This is a genomic window from Thioclava sp. PTB-PU3-1 (assembly GCF_055666785.1).
The window spans coordinates 128395-153435 of record NZ_JBVNVL010000003.1; the positions used below are offsets into that span (position 1 = coordinate 128395).

A 25041-nucleotide genomic window follows, 5' to 3' on the forward strand; every position below is an offset into this window, starting at 1 on the left:
TCACACCGCCTTTGCCAGTTCATGCCGCGACATCAATTCGCTGGCGAGATTCCGATAGGCCAACGCCCCGCGCGAACTGCTGTCGTAGCTGAGCACCGGCATCGCGTAGGATGGCGCCTCGGAGACCCGCACATTCCGCGGGATCATCGTCCGGAACACCAACTCGCCCAAAGTCGCGCGCGCATCCGCCTCCACCTGCTGCGAGAGATTGTTCCGCACGTCATACATCGTGAGGACGACGCCCTCGATTCGCAGGTTACGATTCGCGCTCAGGCGGATCTCCCGGATCGTCAGCATCAGCTGAGAAAGCCCTTCGAGCGCGAAGAATTCCGCCTGTAGCGGCACCAGGACCGAATGCGACGCCACCATCGCGTTGATTGTCAGCAAACTCAGCGAAGGCGGGCAATCGATCAAGATATAGTCGAAGCCATAGCTATCAACATCTGGATGTCGTAGCGCGTCATGCAGAAGGAAGCTGCGCTTTTCGGTCGAGACAAGCTCCATATCCGCCGAAGACAGGTCCGTCGTCGCCGGGCACAGGTAAAGACCGTCGATTTCGGTCTTGTGCAGAACCGAGGAAACTGGCGCGTCTTCGATCAACAGATCGTAGGTCGTCAGTTCGCGATCATCCGGCTCAATCCCCAGACCGGTCGACGCATTCCCCTGCGGATCGAGATCGATCAAAAGAACCTTACGCCCGGCTTCCACCAGCCCTGCCGCGAGGTTGATCGCCGTCGTCGTCTTCCCCACGCCGCCTTTCTGGTTCGCAATCGCAATGATTTTCGGTTCATTTGCGCGAATTGGATCAGACACGCTCGGCTCCGTGGATTTTCAGGACAACACTGTTTGGATCGCTAAGGCTTTCGATCGCCTCGTAGTCAAAGGACCAGCTTTCCTGCGCCTGCGCAAGTTCTTCCTGCCAGCGCGCGCCTTTCGGGAAGATAGCGATGCCGGAGGGCTTCAGATGCCGGGCACTGAATTCTAGTAGTTTCGGCAGGTTTGCGAGCGCCCGGGCCGAGACGACATCGGCCTTCAGCGGTGCGATCTCTTCGATTCGTTGCGCAAGAACGCGGATATTGAGCGACAGCTCCCGCGTGACCGTCGAGAGAAAAGCCGATTTTCGCAGATCCGATTCGACCAGAATGACTTGGCGATCCGGTGCCTTTTCCGTCGACAGAATCGCAATCACCAAACCCGGAAAGCCGCCCCCTGCCCCGAAATCCGCCCAAATCCGCGCATTTTCCGGTGCCATCGCGAATATCTGTGCCGAATCGAGAAAGTGGCGCGACCACATATCGTCCAACGTCGATTTCGCGACGAGGTTAATCGCAGGATTCCATTTCTTGAGCAGCGCCTCATAGGCAAACAGCTTATCCAATGTTTCACGTGAAACATCGAATCGCGCGGCGAAATCCTCAGCCTCAGGCGCCGTCATGCCGAGCGTGCCCGCTTTGATTGCCGAAGGCGCGCCAAGATCAAAGTCAGCGCCGCCGGAGTCACGCCGTCGACACGCCCCGCCTGCCCCAAAGTTTTCGGCATCGCGCGCTTAAGCTTGCCCTTCAGCTCGTTCGAGAGCCCCTGCAGGGAATCGAAATCGAAATCTTCGGGAATTTCCCAGCCCTCATCGCGCTTAAGAGAAGCCGCGTCGACCTCCTGACGCGCAACGTAATTCGCATAGAGCGCATCGATCGACAGCTGCCGCGCCGTCTCATCGGAGAGATCCTGCAATTCCGGCAGCGCCTCTTGCAGCGCGGGCATCGTGATATCGGGGAAAGACAAAAGATCGAAAGCAGTTCGCCGCGTCCCGTCCTCGTTCACCTTAAAGCCCTTCGCCCTGGCTTCCTTGGGCGTCAGCGAGATCGACTGCAGCAACTCCCGACCTGCCGTCAGATCGGCGGATTTCTCTTCAAACAGAACCCGGCGCGCCTCGCCAACGCAGCCGATCTCGATCCCCATCCCCGTCAGGCGCTGGTCGGCATTATCGGCCCGCAGAGACAGACGGAACTCGGCCCGCGAGGTAAACATGCGGTAAGGCTCCGTTACCCCGCGCGACGTCAGATCGTCGATCATCACACCGATATAGCTCGACGTTCGGCTGAAATGCACCGGCGCGCCCGCCTTCGCAGAGGATGCCGCATTCAAACCAGCGACGAGACCCTGAGCTGCGGCCTCCTCATATCCTGTGGTCCCGTTGATCTGACCCGCAAGATATAGGCCAGGGACGGCACGCAACTGCAGCGTCGCGTCCAGCGCACGCGAATCGACATAGTCATATTCGATCGCGTAACCGGGCTGCAGGATCTTCGCCTCTTCCAACCCGAAAATCGAATGGACGTAATCTTCCTGAACATCCACCGGCAGCGAGGTGGAAATCCCGTTCGGATAGACCGTGTCGTCGTCCAGGCCTTCTGGCTCAAGGAAAATCTGATGCGAGTCCTTATCCGCGAAGCGCACGACCTTGTCTTCGATCGACGGGCAATAGCGGGGCCCCACCCCCGAAATATGACCGCCATACATCGCGGAGCGGTCAAGGTTGCTCCGGATGATGTCATGCGTCCGCCCATTCGTATGGGTAATCCCGCACGAAATCTGCCGGACCTCGGGACTCCGGTTCAGGAAGGAAAACATCACCGGGTCGTCATCACCGGGCTGACTCTCCAGTTTATCCCAGGCAATCGTCTTCCCATCCAACCGCGGCGGTGTGCCGGTTTTAAGACGGCCCATGGGCAGATCCATCGCGTAAAGCCGCTCGGCCAATGCGCGCGAGGGCCGATCCCCAATGCGTCCACCCGGACGCTGCTGGTCGCCGATATGGATCACGCCATTCAGGAAAGTCCCAGACGTCAGGATCGCCGACTGACAGCTCAGCGTCACACCGTCGGCCAGCACCACACCAGTGACCCGACCGCCTTCAACGCGCAGATCGGTCACCTCCCCCTCGATTACCTCGAGGTTGGGCTGCGCCGCGGTCATACGCTGGGCTGCCTCCCGGTAAAGTTTGCGATCCGCCTGAGCCCGCGGGCCTTGCACGGCGGGGCCTTTACGCCGGTTAAGAAGGCGAAACTGAATACCCGCAGCGTCGGCCAACCGCCCCATCACGCCATCGAGCGCATCGATCTCGCGGACCAGGTGGCCTTTACCAAGCCCACCGATCGCCGGGTTGCACGACATCACCCCGATCGCATCGGCGCGAAGCGTCACCAAAGCGACCTGCGCACCCATCCGGGCCGCCGCGTGGGCTGCCTCGGTTCCGGCGTGCCCGCCTCCGATCACGATGACGTCGTAATGTTTCACGTGAAACACTCCTTACTTTCCGATGCAGAAGCTCGAGAAAATTTCGTCCAACAGGTTCTCGACATCCACCCGACCGAGCAACGCTTCGAGCGCCCAAGCCGCCTGGCGCAGTGATTCCGCTGCCAGCTCGCTTCGGTCGGACCCGCGCAATACCTCATCTCGCGCCGATTCCAAAGCCCCGAATGCGCGCTGCATCGCAACCCTGTGCCGTTCGCGCGTCATTACGCCGGCGCCTTCGCCAAGCCCGGACAGACGTTCTTCGATCGCAGCGAGCAATTCTCCAAGCCCCTCACCCGTTTTCCCGGAGACGTTCAGCCCATCATGCGAAGCGATATCGGCTTTGCCATGCACCACCAGGTCGCCCGGCTCCGGTGCGATCAGCGGGACTTCCTCGCCGTCGAGCAGGAAAACGCGGAGGTCGGATTGCCGCGCGCGGTCGAGCGCCCGTTCCACCCCGATCGCTTCCACGACATCGTCGGTGTCGCGCAGGCCGGCGGTGTCGAGCAAGGTCACCGCCTGCCCGCCGATCTCCATTCGGACCTCGATGACGTCGCGTGTCGTGCCTGCGAATTCGGAGGTGATCGCCGCTTCGCGCCCTGCGAGCGCGTTAAGCAAGGTTGATTTCCCGGCATTCGGTCGCCCGACAATCGCGACCTCGAACCCTTCGCGAATACGCTCCGCCGCGCCAAGACGGCGCAATTCATCGCGAATTCCGGCGCTGACCGCGTCGATCAGCTCCAACACCTCGGGCGAAACATCTACCGGAACTTCCTCATCCGCGAAATCGATCGTGGCTTCGATCAACGCCCCTGCGCGGATCAGCTTTGCGCGCCAATCCTCGACCAGAGCGCCAACTGCGCCTGACAAAACCTTCAACGCCTGCTTGCGCTGCGCCTCGGTTTCCGCCTCGATCAGATCAGAAAGCCCTTCGACCTGCGCCAGATCGAGCCGTTCGTTCTCCAACGCCCGCCGGGTAAATTCACCCGGTTCCGCCAGCCGCAACCCGTCGATCTGCCCAAGGGCGCGCAGCACGGCAGAAACCGTCGCAATCGCGCCATGGATATGCAGCTCCGCAACCTCTTCGCCGGTAAAGCTGGCCCCGCGCTCGAAACATAGCACCACCGCCTCGTCGAGTTCCTCACCCGCGAGCCGCAACCGCCGCAGGCCGGCAACGCGCGGCTCCGGCAGGGTCCCTGCCAAGTTCCGCGCCGCCTGCCACGCCAGCGGTCCTGAAATACGAATGACGGCCACGCCCGCTTTTCCGCGGGCCGTGGCCAGAGCATAGATCGTGTCCATAGCAATCCTCTTCCCTGCGGAAGATAGGACGGCCTCAGCCGTTCATCGAGTCGAAGAATTCCGAGTTCGTCTTGGTCTGCTTGAGCTTCGAAATCAGGAACTCGATCGCATCGGTCGTGCCCATCGGGTTCAGGATGCGGCGCAGAAGGTAGGTTTTCTGCAGATCCTTCTGATCGACGAGCAGCTCCTCTTTCCGGGTACCGGATTTGAGGATGTCCATCGCCGGGAAGACGCGCTTGTCCGCGACCTTGCGGTCCAGCACGATTTCCGAGTTACCCGTGCCCTTGAATTCTTCGAAGATGACTTCGTCCATCCGCGAGCCGGTATCGATCAGCGCCGTCGCGATGATGGTCAGCGAGCCGCCCTCTTCGATGTTCCGCGCGGCCCCGAAGAAGCGCTTCGGACGCTGCAGCGCGTTTGCGTCGACACCACCGGTCAGCACCTTGCCCGAGCTCGGAACGACGGTGTTGAAGGCGCGGCCCAGTCGGGTGATCGAGTCCAGCAAAATAACGACATCGCGCTTATGCTCGACCAGACGTTTCGCCTTCTCGATCACCATATCGGAGACCGCGACGTGACGCGTTGCCGGTTCGTCGAAAGTCGAGGACACGACCTCACCCTTCACCGAGCGCTGCATGTCGGTCACTTCTTCCGGGCGTTCGTCGATCAGCAGCACGATCAGGTAACATTCCGGATGGTTCTGCTCGATCGAGGTCGCGATATTCTGCAGCAGCACCGTCTTACCGGTCCGCGGCGGCGCCACGATCAGCGAACGCTGACCCTTACCGATCGGCGCGACGAGATCGATGATCCGGGCCGAGCGATCCTTGATCGTCGGATCCTCGATTTCCATCTTCAGACGCTCGTCAGGATAGAGCGGCGTGAGGTTGTCGAAAGCGACCTTGTGGCGCGCTTTCTCCGGCTCCTCGAAGTTGATCCGCTCAACCTTCGTTAACGCGAAATACCGCTCGTTCTCGCCCGGGGCGCGGATCACGCCTTCGACCGTGTCGCCGGTGCGCAGGCTGTGCTGGCGGATCATGTCGGGCGAGACGTAGATATCGTCGGGACCCGGCAGATAGTTCGCTTCGGTCGAGCGCAGGAAGCCGAAGCCGTCCTGCAGCACTTCCAGCACGCCATCGCCGCCGATGACCCAGTCATCCTCGGCATGCTCCTTCAGGATCGAGAACATCATCTCGCCCTTGCGCATGGTCGAGGCGTTTTCGATCTCCCATTCTTCGGCCAGCGCCAGAAGTTCCTTCGGGCTCTTGGCTTTCAAATCGGAGAGATTGAGGCGTTCATCGCTCATCGGATCACCTGCAGCTGGCGCCTCACCGGAGCGATGGGCGCGAAAATTCGTCGTGTCTCAGAAAAACCGGTCGACCAGGACGGCCGTGGCTTAGCGACGCAGATAAGCGCAAAGCATCGCTGAGTCAACGAAAGTCAGAATTTCACGATCACCGAGGCGACGATAACGATCATGAAGATCGTCGGGATCTCGTTCATCATCCGGTAGTAGCGCCCGCTGCGGTTCGCCCTGCCCTCTGCGAGCGCCTTGCGTTCCTTCGCGCACCACATGTGGAACCAGGTCATGCCGAGAACGGCCGCAGCCTTCGTCCAGGGCCAGATGCTCGACCAATCGACGATCCCGGGCGTGAAGACCAGCATCAGGCCGAAGAGCCAGCTCGCGATCATCCCCGGATTCATGATGGCCTTGAGAAGAAGCCGTTCCTGATGCCGGAACAGAAGCTCCTGATCGCTGTCGCGCTCCATGCCCGCCTTGTTCAGCCCCTCGACGTGGTAAACGTAAAGTCGCGGCAAATAGAACAGGGCCGCCATCCAGGTGATGATCGCCATCACATGCAGTGCTTTGATCCACAAATACCAAGTGCTCAGGAAATCGGTCATCTCGCCTCCGGCTGACAGCTGCCATCATCTTCAAAAAAGATTCTTTAAAGAAAAAGATGATGATGATGTAGGGCCTGTTGATGATGTGGATTAACACTTTATCAAGACTTTCTCCACAGGCGGAAAACATCAGGCGAGCACTAATCTTTTACTCGACACACGTTTCATAAAATATTGATATCACGTGATTCTTTTTCAGAGAGTCACAGCGTCACCCTGTGGATAACTCTTGGGAGAAAATTGTGAAACCCCGGGCATGTCCCCAACGGCTCGAATCCGAATTCCACAGGTGGACAAGTTTCGTAAATCTGCCATGAAACGTGCCGATCCGGTGGAGTAATCCGCCGATCCGCGTTATGCCCAATTTGACCCCGAGACTTCTGCGCCCGCTTATCCACAAGTTCATGAACATCCTCCTCGCCTCCGCCTCAGAAATCCGCGCGCAGCTTTTGCGCAACGCCGGCCTGTCCGTGACCGTGCAGCCCGCGCGCATCGATGAAGACATGATCCGCCGGAGTTTGGAGGCCGAAGAGGCGAAGCCGCGCGACGTGGCGGACCTGCTTGCCGAGATGAAGGCGGCTAAGCTCTCGGCGCGCCACCCCGGGGAGCTGGTGATTGGCGCGGATCAGGTTCTCGAACTCAAAGGCGCGGTTTTGTCGAAGCCGGAGACGCCGGAGGATGCGAAATCGCAGCTGCGCGCCCTCTCCGGCCAGACCCACAAACTTCTTTCCGCGATGGTCGCGATCCGGGATGGCGAGCCACTTTGGCGGCATGTCGGCGAAGTGCGCCTCACGATGCATACGCTGTCGGAGTCGTTCATCGACGATTACGTCGCCCGCAACTGGGACAGCATCCGCTGGTCGGTCGGCAGCTACAAACTCGAGGAAGAAGGCGTGCGTCTTTTCTCCGGCGTCCAAGGCGACTATTTTGCCGTCCTGGGCCTTCCCCTGATCGAATTCCTGAACTGGCTTCACGCCCGAGGAGATTTCACCACATGACGGATCATCCGCGTATTCCCCTCGCTGGCGTCATTGGATCGCCGGTCGCGCATTCGCGCTCGCCGCTCCTGTTTCGGACGTGGTTCGCCGAATACGGGATCGACGGGTTTTACATTCCGATGGATGTGGCGAGAGACGATCTGGAAACCGTGCTGCGGACATTGCCGAAAGCGGGGTTCGTCGGCACCAATGTCACCATCCCGCACAAGATCCGCGCGCTCGAGATCGCCGATGTCATTTCCGATCGCGCAGCACTGATCGGGGCCGCGAACACCTTGGTTTTCCGGCCTGATGGTAAGATTTACGCCGATAATACAGATGGTTACGGCTTTATCGCTAATCTTCGGCAGAATGCGCCGAACTGGGACCCCAAGTCCGGCCCGGCCGCAGTTCTGGGCGCTGGCGGGGCTGCGCGGGCCATCGTCGCCTCGCTTCTGGAAAGCGGTGCGCCGGAAATCCGTATCTCGAACCGCACACGGGCGCGTGCCGATGCGTTGCGTCAGGAATTCGGCGCGCGTCTCGTCGTGTACGATTGGGTGCAGGCGGGCAACATGCTCGAAGATGCCGCGACCGTCGTGAACACGACCTCGCTCGGCATGGTCGGCAAATCGGAATTCCGCGTTCCGCTCGATGCGTTGCGACCAAGCGCGACCTGCTGCGATCTCGTCTACACACCTCTTAAGACGAAATTCCTCGCCGAGGCTGAAGATGTGGGATGCACCGTGGTCGATGGGCTCGGAATGCTTCTGCATCAAGCCGTCCCCGGGTTTGAGCGCTGGTTCGGCCAGCGCCCGGAAGTGACCGAAACAGTCCGCAACGCGGTGCTCGGGTCATGAGCAATCCTTTCCTGCTCGGGCTGACTGGCTCCATCGGGATGGGAAAATCCACGACGGCTGCGATGTTCGCTGAGGCGGGAATTCCCGTGTGGGATGCGGATCGGACGGTGCACGATCTCTACGCGAAGGGTGGTGCGGCCGTTGCGCCGATTGCCGCGGCCTTCCCGTCTGCGGTCAAGGATGGAGCGGTGGACCGGGCCGAGCTGAAAAAGCTGCTCGCCAGCGATAAAAAGGCTCTAACCCGCCTTGAATCGATCGTTCATCCGCTCACCACGGCGTGGCGAAGCGACTTCATCGCCGCGCATCCGGAGGCGGATCTGATCCTTCTCGATATCCCGCTTTTGTTTGAGACCGGGGCTGACGCTGCCTGCGATGCAACGCTCGTGGTCACCGCCCCGGCAGAGGTTCAGCGCGCGCGTGTTCTTGAACGGCCAGACATGACCGAGGCGCAGCTTGATTTCATTCTGTCGCGCCAGATGCCGGATGCGGAAAAACGACGTCGCGCTACCTTCGTGATCGAAACCCTCGATCTTGAGCAGACCCGCCAAGATGTGCGAAACCTGATTACGAAGATCAGGGGTGAGCAAGATGCGTGAAATCGTTCTCGATACCGAAACCACGGGTTTCGAGCCGGGAGAAGGCGACCGGATCGTCGAGATCGGTGCGGTTGAGCTCTTCAACCACATGCCGACTGGCAACACCTATCACCAGTACATTAACCCTGAGCGGTCGATGCCGCAGGAAGCCTTTCAGGTGCACGGGCTGGGCGACGAATTCCTGTCGGACAAACCCAAATTCGCCCAGATCGGCCTCGATTTTCTGAATTTTATCGGCACGGACTCGGTCCTCGTGATCCACAATGCCAAGTTCGACATGAAATTCCTGAATGCCGAGCTTGGATGGGCCGGGATGCCGCTGATCCCGGATGATCGCGCGCTCGATACGCTGGCAATGGCGCGGCGGAGATTTCCGGGCTCGCCCGCGACGCTCGATGCGCTGTGCCGCCGCTTCAGCATCGACAACTCATCGCGGACGCTGCATGGCGCGTTGCTCGATAGTGAAATTCTGGCCGAGGTTTATCTCGAGCTGATCGGTGGTCGGCAGCCGGGCTTCGGGCTGCAACCCGTTGAAACGGGACAGAAACGTCAGGCCGGAGCCAATCAAGACTGGCGTCCCAAGCCTCGCCCCGAGCCCCTGCCCCCGCGCTTGACTGCCGAGGAGGCCGAGGCGCATGCTGCCTTCGTCGCTCAGTTGGGCGAAGCTGCGATCTGGAACCGCTACGACTGAAAACGTCGGGTTTTCTGACATAATACGCAAGTTTTCCATTTAACCGAGCGTCAACCTCCCTTAAATCGGGGGCTTCTTAGGGAGAGAGCGGGAGGACCGTCCATGCTGGACCTGACCGAAATGCGTGCCACGCTGGCCGAGACGTACGATCTTGCGCCATCCATTGAGTTGGCAGAGGAAATGCGGGACATCCACGCAAAGATGGATCGCGTTATCCCTCTGCCGGATTTCGCGCGCTACGCGCCCTATATCCGCGCGATCAATCGTCTGAAAAAAGAGAAAAACGCGGTCATCCTCGCGCACAACTACATGACGCCGGAAATCTATCATGGCGTGGCAGATGTTGTGGGTGACAGTCTGCAGCTCGCCATCGAGGCCACGAAGGTTCAGGCCGGGACGATCGTCCAATGCGGCGTGCATTTCATGGCCGAGACGTCGAAGATCCTGAACCCTGCCAAGACTGTTCTCATCCCTGACATGAAGGCCGGTTGTTCGCTGGCGGAGTCGATCACCGCCGACGGTATCGCGGAGATGCGCGCCAAATATCCCGGTGCGCCCGTGGTAAGCTACGTTAACACGACTGCCGAGGTGAAAGCGGCGTCCGATATCTGCTGCACCTCGTCCAACGCTGCGCAGATCGTGCGCGCGATGGACAGCGACACGGTCATCATGACCCCGGACCAGTATCTTGCGCAGAACGTGGCGAACGAGGTCCCCGAGAAGAATGTCGTCTGGTGGGAGGGCTCGTGCATCGTCCACGAGCAGTATACTGCCAAGGATATCAATGATTTCCGCACGATGCATCCGAATACACGGATCATCGCGCACCCTGAATGCCCGCCCGATGTCGTCGCGGCGTCGGATTTCTCGGGTTCGACCTCGGGGATCATTAACTACGTCGAAACCAACAAGCCGAAAGAGGCGATGTTGGTCACGGAATGCTCGATGGCGTCGAACATCGCCGACGCGTTGCCGGAAGTAGATTTTGTGGGTCCGTGCAATATGTGCCCCTACATGAAGAAAATCACGCTCGAGAAAATCCTGTGGTCGCTGCATACCGGGACCGAGGAAGTGATCGTTGATCCGCAGGTCGCCGAAAAGGCGCGGGTCGCGGTCGAGCGGATGATCGAGCTGTCCCGGACCCTCGCGAAGTGATCGAAACGCGACGGATCATCATCGTCGGCGCCGGTCTGGGCGCGCTTTATGCGGCGCTCAGCCTAGCGCCCCGCCCCGTTCTCATCATTTCGCCGGAAACTCTGGGCGAAGGCGCATCCTCGGCCTGGGCCCAGGGCGGCGTCGCGGCCGCGATGTCGGTTGGCGACACGCCGGCTTCTCATGCGCGCGACACAATGATCGCCGGAGCAGGCACTGTTTCACCACAAATCGCGCATTTGGTGACCGAAGAAGCGCGTCAGCACATCCTTGCATTAACCGAACTCGGCACGCCTTTCGATCGCGATCCGGAGGGTGATTACGTGATGTCGCGCGAGGCGGCGCATAGCCACGCGCGCGTCGTTCGGGTGAAGGGCGATCAGGCTGGGCGCGAGATCATGCAGACGCTCGTGGCCGCGGTCCGGCAGACCCCGTCGGTTCAGGTTCTCGAGGGCGTCTTGGCGACGCATCTGGAGACGGAGGACGGGCGCGTCACCGGCGTGTGGATCGAGCGTGCGTTTGAGCCCTCGGGGCCGGTGCTGATCAAAAGCCCGGCGATCCTGCTGGCGGGCGGCGGGTCGGGCGGGCTGTTTGCCGTCACGACGAACCCGCCGCGCATTCGTGGGCAGGTGATCGGGATGGCGGCGCGCGCCGGGGCGCGGATCGCCGATCCGGAATTCGTCCAGTTTCATCCGACCGCGATCGCGAGTGGCGAAGACCCTGCCCCGCTTGCGACCGAAGCGCTGCGCGGTGAAGGCGCAACACTCGTTAACGCGGATGGCGAACGCTTCATGCTTTCGGTTCATCCCGATGCCGAGCTTGCGCCGCGCGATATCGTGGCGCGGGCGGTGTATTTGGAACGTAAAGCCGGACGAGAGCCCGCTTTGGATACGCGCGAAGCCCTTGGGGCCGAGGTTCTGACGCGCTTCCCGGCTGTCGCCGAAGCTTGCGAAAGGGCCGGAATAGACCCTGTTTCCGGCGTGATCCCTGTCGCGCCCGCCGCGCATTACCACATGGGCGGGATCGATACCGATACCGAGGGGCGCAGTTCGCTCGATCGGCTTTGGGTCTGTGGCGAGGCCTCGTCGACGGGGCTTCACGGGGCGAACCGTCTGGCTTCGAACGGGTTGCTGGAAGCCTTGGTCTTCGCGCGGATCTGCGCTGTCGGGATCGCCGCGGAGCTTGGGGAGATCCCCGACGTCGAAACGGTTAACCCAGATTTCCAGCAAGGCGATGTCCCGGTGAATGAGCCAGCCGTTCAGGTGCTGCGAAAAGCCATGACCGACGGCGTCGGTGTCGTGCGCGATGCGGAGGGTTTGAAAGCCGCGCTTCGGGTCATTTCGCAGATCGAGGCGGAGGCCCGCACGGAAACGATGCGGAACATGACCGCGACGGCCACGTTGATTGCTGCGGCCGCCCTTGCGCGCGAAGAGAGCCGCGGGGGGCATTTCCGCTCGGATTTCCCGGAGATGAACCCGAAACTGGCGGAAAGAACGAAAATTACGCTGGAGGAGGCGCTGAAGATTCGCGCCGCTGCCTTGGAGGACTGACATGTTGCCCGATTTGCTGATCGAACCGATTGTCCGCGCCGCGCTGGTCGAAGACCTCTCGCCGATGGGCGATGCGACGACCAATGCGGTGATCCCGACGGGCAAAACCTATTCCGCGCGGCTGAAAGCGCGCGAAAATGGCGTGGTTTCGGGGATGCAGGTCGCGGCGATGGCGTTCCGGCTGGTCGATCCCACGCTGCGCGTGTCGATCCTGATCGCTGACGGCAAGCCCTGCCAAGCTGGCGAGACGTTGCTGACGGTCGACGGATCGGCGGCCTCAATCCTGATGGCGGAGCGTGTGGCGCTGAATTTCGCGGGGCGCCTCAGCGGGATCGCCACGAAAACCGCAGGTTTTGTCGCGAAAACCGAAGGCACCAAGGCGCGCATCACCTGCACGCGGAAAACGACGCCGGGGCTGCGCGTTTTAGAGAAGGCCGCAGTGACCCATGGCGGCGGTTTTAACCATCGTTACGGCCTTTCCGACGCGATCCTGATCAAGGATAACCATATTGCGGCGGCTGGTGGCGTGCGCGCGGTGCTGGAGGCGGCAAAAGCGTCGCGCAGCCATATGATGCGGATCGAGCTGGAAGTCGACACGCTGCGCCAGATGGAAGAAGCGCTGAAGATCGGCGGGGCCGATGTCATCCTGCTCGACAATATGGACAGCGCTGGACTGCGTGCGGCGGTGGCGCTGAATGCGGGCCGCGTGGTTCTGGAAGCTTCGGGAAACATGACGCTCGAGCGGATTGCCGAAGTGGCGGCGACCGGTGTGGATTACATCTCTTCCGGCGCGCTCACCCATTCGGCCCGGACGCTCGATCTGGGCCTCGATTTCTGAGGTTTTAGCCGAGATAGTCTCTGAATTCGGCGCGCACGGCCTCATAGACCGACCGTTTGAAGGGCACGATATTCTCGACCAGCTCGTCAAAGGACATCCACTGCCAGACCGAGAATTCGGGATGGTCGGTCTCGATCTGCACCTGATCGTCGGAACCGAGGAAGCGCATCAGGAACCATTTCTGCTCCTGCCCACGCCACCGACCGTTCCAGATCTTCGGCACCAGATCGTGCGGCAGGTCGTAGCGCACCCAATCGGAGGTTTTCGCGACGATTTCCACGAGATCGGGGTTCACCCCGGTCTCTTCTTCCAGTTCGCGTAGGGCCGCTTCTTTCGGCTTCTCGCCCTTGTCGATGCCGCCTTGCGGCATCTGCCAAGCCGGGCCGGGATTGTCGATGCGCTGGCCTGCGAACACGAGGCCAGCGGGGTTCATCAGCACGACGCCGACATTGCGGCGGTAAGGAAGTTTAACGATCTCTTCGGGGGTCATATGAAAAAGGGGCCCGAAGGCCCCTTCCCTCAATTCTGCTGCGTGTCGGATTTGCTATCGTCGCTGGGCGCTTCGGCCTTCTGCGTCGAGGCGGTGTCAGCCTGCGTCTCGGGGGCAATGGCCGAGAGGCCTTTGATCAGGTCGATCGCGTAGGACATCTGGAAATCTTCCATCCGGCGCTTCGCGGCCTCTTCGGCTTTCGCGCGCTCGTCCTCGGCCTGCTGCTTCTCGTCCTCGGTCATCGAGTCGTTGGTGATCGCACCCTTCAGATCGGCCTCGGAGGTCATCTTGCGGGCGTTGTCGCCTTCGGCAGCCGTTTTATCCTCGGATTTCGGCTGATCGGGCTGCGGCACGACCACGTCGGGGGCGATACCCAGCGACTGGATCGAACGGCCCGACGGCGTGTAGTAGCGCGCGGTGGTCAGACGCATCGCGCCCTCGCCTTGGATTGGCATGACCGTCTGGACCGAGCCTTTACCGAAGCTCTTGGTGCCGACGACGATCGCGCGGTGATGATCCTGCAGCGCGCCGGTCACGATTTCCGACGCCGAGGCCGAGCCACCGTTGATCAGCACGACGATCGGCTTGCCGTCGGCCATATCGCCTGCGGTCGCGTTGAACCGCTCGCTATCCTGCGGGTTCCGGCCACGGGTGGAGACGATCTCGCCCTTGTCGAGGAACGCATCCGCCGTCTTGATCGCCTGCGTCAGCAGACCGCCGGGGTTGTTGCGCAGATCGACGATGAAGCCATCGACCTTGTCCATGCCGCCGACTTCTTTCACCTGCTCCTTGATCGAGGATTCGAGGTTCGGGAAGGTCTGGTCGTTGAACGTGGTGATGCGCAGAATGACGGTATCGCCGTCGTGGCGGCCTTTCACGGCGGTCAGCTTGATCGTGTCGCGGGTCAGCGTGACGTCGAACGGATCCTGCTCGCCTTCGCGCACGATGGTCACGGTGATGTCCGAACCGACCGGTCCGCGCATCTTGTCCACCGCCTGATCGAGCGGGATACCCATCAGGGACTCGCCATCGACCGCGGTGATGAAATCGCCGGATTTGATGCCGGCCTCGGCCGCAGGGGTGCCGTCCATCGGCGAAACCACCTTCACGAAACCGTCTTCCTGCGTGACCTCGATGCCGAGACCGCCGAAGGAGCCACGCGTCTGAACGCGCATGTCGCTGTAATCGGAAGGTGGCAGGTAGCTGGAATGCGGATCGAGCGAGCTGAGCATGCCGTTGATCGCGGCTTCGATCAGCTTCTTGCTGTCCACCGGCTCAACGTAGTCTTGGCGGATTTTTTCGAAAATGTCGCCGAACAGGTCCAGCTGCTGGTAGACGGTCTCGTTGCGTTTCGTTTCTTCGGCCATCAGCGGCGCCGCGACTTGCGTGGACAAAAGCGCCCCCGCGAGCGTGCCGCCAACCGCTGCCATCATGAACTTTTTCATACTCAACCCTTGTCGTCTTTTGTCTGGATGAACCACGGCGTCGGGTCCACGGGCTTACCGCCCTCTCTCAGTTCCAAATAAAGCGTCTCGCTGCGATCTGCACCAGCGCCATCTGTCGCCGCCTGCACGAATTCCTTGCCGAATTCCTTCGCTCCCGGCTGAATTCCGCCCATCAAACCAATGGGCGTGCCCTTTGGCAGCACGTCTCCGACCTCACCATAGACGGTTCCGAGGCCCGCAAGAACCAGAAGATATCCATCTGCGGGTTCGAGAACCATCACATTTCCGTAGTCGAGCAACGGACCACGGTAGCGAATTGTCGCAGCCCAGGGCGTTGTGACCAGCGAGCCCGGCTCACTTGCGATCACGAGGCCGGGACGTTTGATCCCCGCGGCATCGGGCTCGTTGAAGCTCCGCAGAACCGAGCCGATCACCGGCAGATTCAGCGTGCCTTTCGCGCCAGCGAAATCGCCGCGCGGTGGGCCGATATCGTTTTCCATGTCGCTCAGGCCGGTCGCGAAGCCTTCGAGCGTGTCGGCGCTTTGCACCAGCGCGGTCAGCTCCTCGGGCTCTTCGAGGTAGCGCTGCGGGAGTTTTTCGCGGCGTTCCGAGATCGCCTCGGATAGCGAGGTGCGCGCCTTGGTCACCGAAACCATCCCCGCTTCCAGCGTCTCGCGCGCGTTTTCCTGCAGCTTGCGGAGCGTCGCGATCTCCTCGAGGTGGACGCTCAGCTTCTGGGCCTCTTCCTGCAAGGCGGGCGCGACCGAAGACAGCACCATCCCTGAGCGGGCCGAGCCTTCGGGGCCCGAGGGATGCAGCAGCAGAAGCGGCCCGTCGGATTGCTGCATCGTCGACATCACGGCCAGCAGCCCGCCAAGCTCTTCGCGTTTCGCGTCAAACCCTTGCTTGATCTCGCGCTCGCGGATCGCGGCCCGGCGCAACCCGTCGCGTAGCGCGCTCAGCCCCTGTTCATAGGCGTGGATCGTTTTCGTCAGCGCCGCGATGCGATCCGATTTCGACTGCGCGGCATCGAGCGCGGTGATCGCTTTGCGCAGATCGGCCGAGGCCTTGAGTGCGGCGTCGCCCGATCCGTCCGCCCAAAGCGGCCCGGCTGAGATCAGAAGAGCTGCGAGTGCGGCGCGGATCACGATACGATCAGGCTCTTTCCGGTCATTTCCTCGGGCTGCTCGATCTGCATGAGTTCCAGCAGCGTCGGCGCGAGATCCGCAAGCCGACCTTCGCGCAGCTTGGCGCCCTCCGGCCCACCGACCAGTGAGACCGGCACGAGGTTCGTCGTATGCGCGGTATGCGGTCCGCCGGTTTCCGGGTCGATCATGGTTTCGCAATTGCCGTGATCGGCGGTGATGATCATCGCGCCGCCCGCAGCCTCCAGCGCCTCGACGACGCGGCCGATATCATGGTCGATCTCTTCCACCGCAGCGATCGCCGCCTCCAGCGAGCCGGTATGGCCGACCATGTCGGGGTTGGCGTAGTTCACGATGATCAGGTCGTACCCGGTCTCGATCGCCTCGACGAATTTGTCGGTGACTTCCGGTGCGCTCATCTCGGGCTGCAGGTCATAGGTCGCGACCTTGGGCGATTTCGGCATGTAGCGGTCCTCGCCCTCCCACGGCTCTTCCTTGCCGCCGTTGAGGAAGAAGGTCACATGCGGATATTTCTCGGTCTCGGCCAGGTGGAACTGGCTAAGCCCTTGTTTCGAAATCCATTCGCCGAGCGTGTTGACGATCTCGCGCTTCGGATAGGCGGTCTTCATATATGCGTTATGCTTGTCGGAATACTCGACCATCCCCAGCAGCGCCGCCCATTTCGGACGGGTCCCGGTTTCGAATTCCGAGAAGTCCGGCTCGCCGATCGCACGCAGGATTTCGCGGGCCCGGTCGGCGCGGAAATTGAGACAGAAGAAGCCGTCGCCATCCTTCGCACCATCGTAATCTCCGATCACGGTGGGCTTGATGAACTCGTCCATTTCCTTCTTGTCGTAGCTGGCTTCGACGGCCGCGACAGGGGTGTCGGCCCCCTGCCCTTTGCCGTTGATCATCGCATCATAGGCAAGGCCCACGCGCTCCCAGCGGTTGTCGCGGTCCATCGCGTAATAGCGGCCATCGACGGTGACGACCGTGCAGCCGTCGGGCAGCCGGTCGCAGAGATCGCTCACGAACTTTTTGGCGCTATCGGGGGCGACGTCGCGCCCATCGGTGATCGCGTGGATCAGCACGGGAACGCCCGCCTCCGAGACCATTTTCGCCGCGGCGAGCGTATGTTCGATATGGCCATGTACGCCACCATCCGAGATGACGCCCATCAGATGCGCGCTCCCGCCGCTCTCTTTCATCGTGTCGATGAAGGACAGGATCGCCTCGTTCTTGAAGAAAGAACCGTCCTCGATCGCCAGATCGATCTGGCCCAGATCCATCGCCACCACCCGGCCTGCGCCGATATTGGTGTGGCCGACCTCGGAATTGCCCATCTGACCGCTCGGCAGCCCGACATCGGGACCGAAGGTCACCAGCGTCGATTTCGCCGGGTTGTTCCATAGAACGCGGTCGAGGTTCGGGGTATCGGCCAGCAGGGGCGCGTTGCCTTCGCGCTCCTTTCGCTCGCCAAAGCCATCGAGAATGCACAGGACGACGGGTTTCGGGCGGGTCATGGCGGCCTCCTAATCTGTTGCCCCCTCATACGCCTCGCAAGCCTTGGCGGCAACCGGGGGCGTGTGCGGCTCAGGCCTGGAACATGATCCGCCGGGCTTTCTTCTCATAGCTGAGAATTTCGGTCTGTCGCGTCGCCTCGAACAGCGACGAGAGCGCCGCGTCTGGCTTGTTCATATAGCGCCGACGCAGGTCCAGCACGACCGCACCGCCATCCCGGATCACCCGCATCATAAGGTCGAGGTAGTCGCCGATCGGGTAATGGAAACCGCAGGAAATCAGGCTGGTAACCAGATCGCCCGTGACCCCCTCCAGAGCATCCGGCTGCTTGACCGGGTTGAGCGTCTCGACCGCATGGGCGCCATTGTCGCGTAGAAACGCCGCCGCGGCGTCGAGCGAGGCATAGCCCGCACCGGTATCGCTCCAGAAATGGTATTGCTCCGGGGTTTCCTCGATATCGATCAAGGTCACGGCGCAATCGTAATCCTTGATCAGCAGCGCGTCGTTGAGACCCTGCCCACAGCCGATGTCGATCACATGGGTCGGGCGGCGACCGGTTTCCTCGAGCGCCTTGCGCAGCGGGAGATACTCGGTGAAGACCTCGGCGAGCGCCCCGCGGAAAATTTCCTCGTTGCGGGCCTCGACTTCTTCCAGCGCGGGCCCCCTGTCGCCGGCTTCCCAGGCCTTGCGCGCGGTGCCGGAAATCTGGCGCGTGCGCTGAAAGCCCATCAGCATCATCGCCTCGCGGGAAATGGACGCGCCGGATATATTCATGTCGCGAAGTGTGTTCATGGAGCCTGACCTGCTGGGCATCATTTTCTGACGCAGCGTAACGTTGCCGCGAAACGGCGCAAGCCGTTGATGAGAGCTCAGGTTAAAATGGCACAGGTTAAGATGTGCTGATCAGACGCGGTGATAGGGGGTGCCGGCGATGATCTGGCCGGCGCGGTAGATCTGTTCGGTCAGCATGACGCGGGCCAGCATATGCGGCCAGACCATCTTGCCGAAAGAGATCGAGAACTCGGCGCGGCTGCGCAGGGACGGGTCGATCCCGTCCGCGCCGCCGATCACGAAAGCCACATCACGCGCCTGATCGCGCCAGCCTTGCAGCTTCGTGGCAAATTCGGGCGATGAGATCAGGCTGCCGCGCTCGTCGAGCGTGACGATCACCGATCCATCAGGAATGGCGCGGCTCAGCAGGTCTGCCTCTGCGCCCTGCCCCAGGCCCTTCTTGTCTTCGACCTCGACGACGGAAGCCGGGCCGAGCCCGAAGGCGCGCCCGGATTTCTCGAAGCGTTTCAGGTAGTCGTCGATCAGCTCGCGTTCGGGCCCCTTGCGCAAGCGGCCCACCGCGCAGATCGTGATCTTCATGCAGCCGAACTCAGACGGGGGCGCCCGCGGGCATCCACATCTTTTCCAGCTGATAAAACTCGCGCACTTCCGGGCGGAAGACGTGAACGATGACGTCGGAGCTGTCGATCAGCACCCAGTCGCCCTGATCCTTGCCCTCGACTTTGCAAGCCCGGTCGAATTCGTGCTTCAGCCGCTCGGTCAGGTTCTCGGCGATGGCGCTGACCTGACGCGTGCTGCGCCCGGAACAGACAACCATATAGTCACCGATCGAGGACCGACCGCGCAGGTCGATGGTCACGATATCTTCGGCCTTGTCGTCTTCGAGGGAAGAGATGACGCGCGCGAGGATTTCTTCGCTCGTCGCTTCGGCATTGACGGCCCGTGTATTCATGGCCGCTGCCTTTGTGCCGGCATCACTCGGCACGATGGAAAGATGAGACAGGACATGGTCCTCCAGATGTTACGCACCGAAATGGCCCCGGCGCTGGACGTCCTCCGAAAATAGCATCCCGAAGGTTCAATTTCAATTTTCATGCGGCGAATTTTCGCTATGCGTTTCCGGCCCGGGTTGCAAGTCCAGTTGCGAACCTTCGAGCAAACGCACTTCGCGCTGCGGGAACGGGATCGAAATGCCGTTTGCCTTGAATGTATCCCACAATGCGAGGAAGACCTGCCCGCGCACGTTCGTCAGCCCTTCGACGGGGTCCGTGATCCAGAACCGCAGGAGATAATCGACCGAACTGTCCCCGAACCCGGTCACGTGACACACGGTCGGGCGGTTTTTCAAAACGCGGTTCACCGATTGCGCGGCCTCCACCGCCAGCTTGCGCACCACGTGCGGGTCGTCGTGATAGGAGGTGCCGAAGGGCAGGTCGATCCGCACGAATTCGTTGGAATGGGACCAGTTGACCACCTGCCCAGTGATCAGGTCTTCGTTCGGGATCAGGTATTCCTTGCCGTCGCGCGTAACGACAGAGACGTAGCGCGCGCCGAGCGAATTGATCCAGCCGAAGGTCTCGCCAAGGCTGATCACGTCGCCGGGCTTGATCGACTTATCCAGCAGGATGATCACGCCCGAGACGAGGTTCGACACGACCTTCTGCAGACCGAAGCCAAGGCCGACGCCGATAGCACCGGACAGAACGGCAAGCCCGGTCAGGTCGAAGCCCACCGCCTTGATCCCGATGAACAGCGCCGCGCCATAGAGCAGAACCTGCATCACCTTGATGACCAGCTCCGACATCGAGGGGCTGATATCCTCGTTGGTGCGCAGCCGCACCGAGGTCTGCCCCGAGATGATCCGCGCGACCGACAGCAGGATCGTCGTCAGCACCAGCGCCTTGAGGACGCCGTAGGCCGTGATCCGGAAATCCCCGAATTCGACCGCCGTGCCGTTCAGAAGCCGCACGGTCTCGTCCCACAGCCCGAGATAATAGAGCGTCACCCAGATCCACGCGCCCCAGCGCACGATGCGGCGCAGAAGCGCGTTGCGGATCAGTCGCGCGACGAGACCGACGACCAGCCACGCCGTGACCAGCGTTGCCACCAGCACCACGAGGAAGCGCCAGGAATAAAAGCCTTTGGTCGCCTCGAGCACGAAGACCGACGCCCAGGCGAGAAGAACGAAGAGGAAGCCGCGCAGGCGTTGCCGGAACAGGATCAGCAGGCGCAGCTGGCGGGTCGAAAGCTCGCGCCGACGTCCCCAGTCATCGACTTTCGGGGCAAGCCAGATCCGCCCCAGATGGGCCAGCGCGAAACACGCCGCGATGATCCCGAACTGCCAAAGCCGCGAGGGCAGCACGATCGAATTGAGGAAGATTTCGATCTGCGCCCAGATCGAAGCCAATATCTTGACGATGTCCCCATTCGCGAAATCCATGAAAATGACGTTAGCCCGGTTTTGCGATCAGTCCAAACACGGACTCTTCGATTGCCTCAGAGACGGATTCGCCGTATTTAGCGCCCCATGACACTCGTTTTCGACATGGATGACCGCGCCCGCCTTCGCGAGCGCTTCTACGGCGAAAGCCGCTCGGTGCTGGCACGACTTTGATGCTCTGCGCCCGCGGGCGCATATCTGCGCCTGCTGTCCCATGTCTGACAAACGGCCGTTTTTAGGCCAGCCATCCAAAGAAAGTGAGAGCCATGTCTGCTCCGAAGACCCTCTATGACAAGATCTGGGACGCGCATGTCGTGTCCGAAGACGAAGACGGCACCAGCCTGCTCTATATCGACCGTCACCTCGTCCACGAAGTGACCTCGCCGCAAGCCTTCGAAGGGCTGCGCATTGCGGGCCGCAAGGTGCGCGCGCCGGAGAAAACCATCGCCGTTCCGGATCACAACGTGCCGACCACGCTCGACCGCGCCAAGGGGATCGAGAACGAGGAAAGCCGGATTCAGGTCGACGCGCTCGACAAGAACGCCAAGGATTTCGGGGTGAACTATTACCCGGTCTCCGACGTGCGTCAGGGCATCGTCCACATCGTCGGCCCCGAACAGGGCTGGACCCTGCCGGGCATGACCGTCGTCTGCGGCGATAGCCACACTGCGACGCATGGCGCGTTCGGCGCGCTCGCCCATGGCATCGGCACCTCGGAAGTGGAGCACGTTCTGGCCACCCAGACGCTGATCCAATCGAAGTCGAAGAACATGAAGGTCGAAATCACCGGCAAGCTGCGTCCGGGCGTCACCGCCAAGGACATCACGCTGTCGGTCATCGGTGCGACCGGCACCGCCGGCGGCACTGGCCATGTCATCGAATATTGCGGCGAAGCGATCCGCGATCTGTCGATGGAAGGCCGTATGACAGTCTGCAACATGGCGATCGAAGGCGGCGCGCGCGCTGGCCTCATCGCCCCGGACGAGAAGACGTTCGAGTATGTCAAAGGCCGGGCCCACGCTCCGAAAGGCGCGCAATGGGAGGCGGCTCTGCATTGGTGGAAGCAACTCTACACCGATGAGGGCGCGCATTTCGACAAGGTCGTCACCATCAAGGCCGAAGAGATCGAACCGGTCGTGACTTGGGGCACCTCGCCCGAGGACGTGCTGCCGATCTCGGGCTCCGTTCCGGCGCCGGAAGACTTCAAGGGCGGCAAGGTCGAAGCGGCCAAGCGTGCGCTCGACTACATGGGCCTCGAAGCTGGCACCAAGCTGACCGACATCAAGATCGACGTGGTCTTCATCGGGTCCTGCACCAACGGCCGGATCGAGGATCTGCGCGCCGCCGCCGAAGTCGTCAAAGGCCGCAAGCTGGCCGACGGCGTCCGCGCGATGGTCGTGCCGGGCTCGGGTCTCGTGCGGGCTCAGGCGGAGGAAGAAGGTCTGGACAAGATCTTCCTCGACGCAGGTTTCGAATGGCGCATGGCGGGCTGTTCGATGTGTCTCGCGATGAACCCCGACCAGCTGGCCGAGGGCGAGCGTTGCGCATCGACCTCGAACCGCAACTTCGAAGGGCGTCAGGGCTACAAGGGCCGCACCCATCTGATGAGCCCGCAAATGGCCGCCGCAGCTGCTGTCACCGGTCATCTGACCGATGTGCGCAAGCTGATGGAACTGGAAGACGCGTAAGGAGCGACGAGAATGGAAAAGTTCGAAAAAGTCACCGGGATCGCCGCCCCCATGCCGCTGGTCAATATCGACACCGATATGATCATCCCCAAGGGCTTCCTGAAGACGATCAAGCGCACCGGTCTCGGCGTGCATGCGTTCGACGAGATGCGTTACGACCGTCAGGGCAACGAGAACCCCGACTTCGTGCTCAACAAGCCGCAATATCGCGAAGCGCAGATCCTCGTGGTCGGCGACAACTTCGGCTGCGGCTCCTCGCGCGAGCACGCCCCGTGGGCGCTGGCCGATTTCGGCATCAAGGTGATCGTTTCGACCTCCTTCGCCGACATCTTCTACAACAACTCGTTCAAGAACGGGATGCTGCCGATCGTGCTTCCGCAGGAGCAGGTCGACATGCTGATGAAGGATGCCGAGAAGGGCTCGAACGCACGGATGACCGTCGATCTCGAGAACCAGGAGATCACGACCTCGGAAGGCGAGACGATCAAGTTCGACGTCGACGCGTTCAAGAAGCACTGCCTGCTCGAAGGTCTGGACGATATCGGCCTGACGCTGGAGAAGGCCGCGGCCATCGACACGTTCGAGACGCAGATGCATCAGGCGCGTCCCTGGGTGTAACCTAAGACGCTTTCGCCACGTGGAAAGCCGCTCCAACCGGGGCGGCTTTTTACATGAGAGGGGGCGCGGGAACCCGGCGCGCGTGGTAGGGTTCATCATTTGACGTAGATCGAGAGGATGATGCGATGCGCGTTTCGACCCTGTTTCTGGTGACCGGCCTCGTGCTGATCGTTCTCGGCGTTGCGGCCATCTCGAATCCCTTCGCGACCTCGCTGGCCCTGACCACCTTCGTCGGCATCCTCTTCCTGATCGCCGGGGTGGTGCAGGCGTGGCTCGCCTTCAACGACCGCGACGGGGCGCATCGGGCGTGGCATGCGCTGATCGCACTTCTCAACATCGTCGTCGGCGTCTGGCTGATGGCCGATCCGATGTCCGGCACGGTGTCGCTCGCGGCGGTGGTCGGCGTGCTCTTCCTGCTGATGGGCGCGTTGCGCTTGCTCATCGGTCTGCGCCTTGCCGGACCGCGTCTGCGGTGGATGCTGGTCCTGTCGGGCGCGGTTTCGATCCTGATCGGCGTGCTGATCTTCTCTGCGTTCGATCAGATTGCGACGCAAATCCTTGGACTTTTGCTAGGAATCCAGCTGCTGGCGGATGGTGTCGGGCTTGCCGCACTCGGCTTTGCCAATCGCGACTCCTGAGGGTTTTTGAGGCGCTAACCCCTTGATCCACAAAATATGGTTTCGCCTCCTAGGTTGCCACATTTTTGCACCTTTGTTGATGCAATGTCGCACCAGGTCTTCCAAGAAAATGCCTTAATGCGGCACAGAGTCTGAAAACACTATTTGCTTGGATCGGGAACTTGGGCAAAATCATGGCAAGTTTGAGGCAGCGCGCCACAGTCGGCGCGCGTCTTGCGGGTAAAAGGATCGGCAATGTACCGCATCCGACCGCAGGGAAGGGTAGGGTAACTGTGTTCTCACGTCTCTCAGGGGCGCTTGTTCGCGCGATCCTCGTCGCGGTGGTGATCTGCACCCCCGCGCTCATTCTGCCCGATACCAGTAGTGACACCGCACAGATCGTGGCGCTGATGGCGCTGTTCGGTTTCGCGCTGACCCTTTTCGAATATGCTTCCGTTTATCCCGGCCTGATCGAGTTCCGCGATGCGCCGCCCTTCAACCGCATCCGCTTCATGTCGCTGTTCCTGACCGTGCTGCTGCTCTCGTTGGCGGTGCAGTCGCAATATCACGCCTCGACGCTGACCCGGCTGATCGAGGTTCTAGGCACGACCGTCGCCAGCTCCATCGACGTGCCTTACAGCCCCGTTCGCCTGCTGCAACTCGCGCTGCCAGCGGATGCCTCACTGCATCAGGTCGCGCTGGTGCGCACTGCTGCGGGGATGGCCTATCTGATCTCGCTGCTGACCCTTGGCTATTTCGTCATCGTCATGCGGATCATGGGCTGGCCGCAGGCGCATACGAAATTCAACGTCTGGGTCAATCTGCCGACTTTCGACCCGACCGCAGGCGGCGATGTGGTCGAGCGCCTGCGCCGCGATTCCTGGTTCAACATTGCGCTGGGCTTCCTTTTGCCCTTCCTTATTCCGGCGGTGCTCAAACTCGTCTCGGTCAGTTTCGTGATCGTGACGCTGGAAGTGCCCCACACGATGATCTGGATGGTGACGGCATGGGCCTTCCTTCCCGCAAGCCTGTTCATGCGCGGCATCGCGCTGGCGCGGGTGGCGCAAATGATCGAAAACAAGCGTCTCGCTTCCGGGGCGAGCGACTACTTGCCGGCCTGATCGCGGCG

At 61.5% G+C, this 25041-nt stretch carries 25 protein-coding genes; 11 read left to right on the forward strand and 14 right to left on the reverse strand.

The annotated features are described in order from the left end of the window. The 6 genes from ACZ7GB_RS10330 to ACZ7GB_RS10355 all read right to left on the reverse strand — a co-directional run bounded on the left by ACZ7GB_RS10330 (position 1) and on the right by ACZ7GB_RS10355 (position 6495). Entirely contained in the window at positions 1-813 is an 813-nt protein-coding gene (locus tag ACZ7GB_RS10330) for a ParA family protein (RefSeq protein WP_078522668.1), read from the reverse strand. Next, positions 806-1435, reverse strand: coding sequence for a 16S rRNA (guanine(527)-N(7))-methyltransferase RsmG (gene rsmG / locus ACZ7GB_RS10335; RefSeq protein ID WP_472158583.1), 630 nt, complete (start codon positions 1433-1435; stop codon positions 806-808). Before rsmG ends, ACZ7GB_RS10330 begins: the two co-directional genes overlap by 8 nt. Continuing rightward, entirely contained in the window at positions 1432-3294 is a 1863-nt protein-coding gene (gene mnmG / locus ACZ7GB_RS10340; protein ID WP_472158585.1) for a tRNA uridine-5-carboxymethylaminomethyl(34) synthesis enzyme MnmG, read from the reverse strand. The genes rsmG and mnmG overlap by 4 nt, the downstream gene beginning before the upstream one ends. A 12-nt stretch (positions 3295-3306) precedes the next feature. Beyond that, entirely contained in the window at positions 3307-4590 is a 1284-nt protein-coding gene (gene mnmE / locus ACZ7GB_RS10345) for a tRNA uridine-5-carboxymethylaminomethyl(34) synthesis GTPase MnmE (protein WP_472158586.1), read from the reverse strand. Between the two features lie 34 nt (positions 4591-4624). Beyond that, the gene (rho, locus tag ACZ7GB_RS10350) at positions 4625-5896 is read right to left on the reverse strand and encodes a transcription termination factor Rho (RefSeq protein WP_078522665.1); all 1272 of its coding nucleotides are present in this window, start codon (positions 5894-5896) and stop codon (positions 4625-4627) included. A 134-nt stretch (positions 5897-6030) separates the two neighbouring features. Continuing rightward, the gene (locus ACZ7GB_RS10355) at positions 6031-6495 is read right to left on the reverse strand and encodes a CopD family protein (RefSeq protein WP_078541497.1); all 465 of its coding nucleotides are present in this window, start codon (positions 6493-6495) and stop codon (positions 6031-6033) included. A gap of 356 nt (positions 6496-6851) precedes the next feature. Here ACZ7GB_RS10355 and ACZ7GB_RS10360 point away from each other — a divergent pair, with 356 nt between their 5' ends. The 7 genes from ACZ7GB_RS10360 to nadC all read left to right on the forward strand — a co-directional run bounded on the left by ACZ7GB_RS10360 (position 6852) and on the right by nadC (position 13156). Continuing rightward, positions 6852-7493, forward strand: a complete 642-nt coding sequence (locus tag ACZ7GB_RS10360) for a Maf family protein (RefSeq protein WP_472158588.1) — start codon at positions 6852-6854, stop codon at positions 7491-7493. After that, on the forward strand, positions 7490-8329 hold the full coding sequence (locus ACZ7GB_RS10365) for a shikimate dehydrogenase (RefSeq protein WP_472158590.1): 840 nt from the start codon (positions 7490-7492) through the stop codon (positions 8327-8329). The genes ACZ7GB_RS10360 and ACZ7GB_RS10365 overlap by 4 nt, the downstream gene beginning before the upstream one ends. Further along, positions 8326-8925 (forward strand): dephospho-CoA kinase, encoded by a 600-nt coding sequence (gene coaE, locus ACZ7GB_RS10370; RefSeq protein ID WP_152844562.1) that lies wholly within the window; start codon positions 8326-8328, stop codon positions 8923-8925. Before ACZ7GB_RS10365 ends, coaE begins: the two co-directional genes overlap by 4 nt. After that, positions 8918-9616: a DNA polymerase III subunit epsilon gene (gene dnaQ / locus ACZ7GB_RS10375; RefSeq protein ID WP_078541749.1), complete on the forward strand. Its 699-nt coding sequence runs from the start codon at positions 8918-8920 to the stop codon at positions 9614-9616. The genes coaE and dnaQ overlap by 8 nt, the downstream gene beginning before the upstream one ends. A 102-nt stretch (positions 9617-9718) precedes the next feature. Next, a complete protein-coding gene (gene nadA, locus ACZ7GB_RS10380; protein WP_472158592.1) occupies positions 9719-10771 on the forward strand; it encodes a quinolinate synthase NadA in 1053 nt (350 codons plus the stop codon). Then, positions 10768-12318, forward strand: a complete 1551-nt coding sequence (locus ACZ7GB_RS10385) for an L-aspartate oxidase (RefSeq protein WP_472158593.1) — start codon at positions 10768-10770, stop codon at positions 12316-12318. The genes nadA and ACZ7GB_RS10385 overlap by 4 nt, the downstream gene beginning before the upstream one ends. A gap of 1 nt (position 12319) precedes the next feature. Continuing rightward, entirely contained in the window at positions 12320-13156 is an 837-nt protein-coding gene (gene nadC / locus ACZ7GB_RS10390) for a carboxylating nicotinate-nucleotide diphosphorylase (RefSeq protein ID WP_472158595.1), read from the forward strand. A gap of 4 nt (positions 13157-13160) precedes the next feature. On the opposite strand, the gene ACZ7GB_RS10395 is transcribed toward nadC, so the two are convergent. The 8 genes from ACZ7GB_RS10395 to ACZ7GB_RS10430 form a co-directional block, all read right to left on the reverse strand. Further along, positions 13161-13646, reverse strand: a complete 486-nt coding sequence (locus tag ACZ7GB_RS10395) for an RNA pyrophosphohydrolase (protein ID WP_078551016.1) — start codon at positions 13644-13646, stop codon at positions 13161-13163. Positions 13647-13675: 29 nt separating this feature from the next. Continuing rightward, positions 13676-15091, reverse strand: coding sequence for a S41 family peptidase (locus ACZ7GB_RS10400; RefSeq protein ID WP_472158596.1), 1416 nt, complete (start codon positions 15089-15091; stop codon positions 13676-13678). Positions 15092-15093: 2 nt separating this feature from the next. Beyond that, positions 15094-16239: a murein hydrolase activator EnvC family protein gene (locus ACZ7GB_RS10405; RefSeq protein ID WP_472158597.1), complete on the reverse strand. Its 1146-nt coding sequence runs from the start codon at positions 16237-16239 to the stop codon at positions 15094-15096. Next, entirely contained in the window at positions 16236-17759 is a 1524-nt protein-coding gene (gpmI, locus tag ACZ7GB_RS10410) for a 2,3-bisphosphoglycerate-independent phosphoglycerate mutase (RefSeq protein ID WP_472158599.1), read from the reverse strand. Before gpmI ends, ACZ7GB_RS10405 begins: the two co-directional genes overlap by 4 nt. Positions 17760-17829: 70 nt before the next feature. After that, positions 17830-18549 carry a hypothetical protein gene (locus tag ACZ7GB_RS10415; protein ID WP_472158600.1) on the reverse strand — a complete coding sequence of 240 codons (720 nt, stop codon included), beginning with the start codon at positions 18547-18549 and terminating at the stop codon, positions 17830-17832. Positions 18550-18660: 111 nt separating this feature from the next. Next, a complete protein-coding gene (gene rlmH, locus ACZ7GB_RS10420) occupies positions 18661-19128 on the reverse strand; it encodes a 23S rRNA (pseudouridine(1915)-N(3))-methyltransferase RlmH (RefSeq protein WP_078522651.1) in 468 nt (155 codons plus the stop codon). Between the two features lie 10 nt (positions 19129-19138). After that, positions 19139-19501: a ribosome silencing factor gene (gene rsfS / locus ACZ7GB_RS10425; protein ID WP_075776745.1), complete on the reverse strand. Its 363-nt coding sequence runs from the start codon at positions 19499-19501 to the stop codon at positions 19139-19141. 132 nt (positions 19502-19633) lie between these two features. Then, complete coding sequence (locus ACZ7GB_RS10430) at positions 19634-20989, reverse strand: mechanosensitive ion channel family protein (RefSeq protein WP_472158602.1); 1356 nt, start codon at positions 20987-20989, stop codon at positions 19634-19636. Positions 20990-21255: 266 nt separating this feature from the next. On the opposite strand from ACZ7GB_RS10430, the gene leuC reads away from it, so the two are divergent. From leuC to ACZ7GB_RS10450, 4 genes are all read left to right on the forward strand, one after another. After that, complete coding sequence (leuC, locus tag ACZ7GB_RS10435) at positions 21256-22677, forward strand: 3-isopropylmalate dehydratase large subunit (protein WP_078522649.1); 1422 nt, start codon at positions 21256-21258, stop codon at positions 22675-22677. A gap of 12 nt (positions 22678-22689) precedes the next feature. Next, complete coding sequence (leuD, locus tag ACZ7GB_RS10440) at positions 22690-23295, forward strand: 3-isopropylmalate dehydratase small subunit (protein ID WP_078522648.1); 606 nt, start codon at positions 22690-22692, stop codon at positions 23293-23295. A 125-nt stretch (positions 23296-23420) separates the two neighbouring features. Further along, positions 23421-23933, forward strand: a complete 513-nt coding sequence (locus tag ACZ7GB_RS10445; RefSeq protein ID WP_472158603.1) for an HdeD family acid-resistance protein — start codon at positions 23421-23423, stop codon at positions 23931-23933. Positions 23934-24205: 272 nt separating this feature from the next. Next, positions 24206-25033, forward strand: coding sequence for a hypothetical protein (locus tag ACZ7GB_RS10450; RefSeq protein WP_133052000.1), 828 nt, complete (start codon positions 24206-24208; stop codon positions 25031-25033). The last annotated feature ends 8 nt before the right edge of the window (positions 25034-25041 follow it).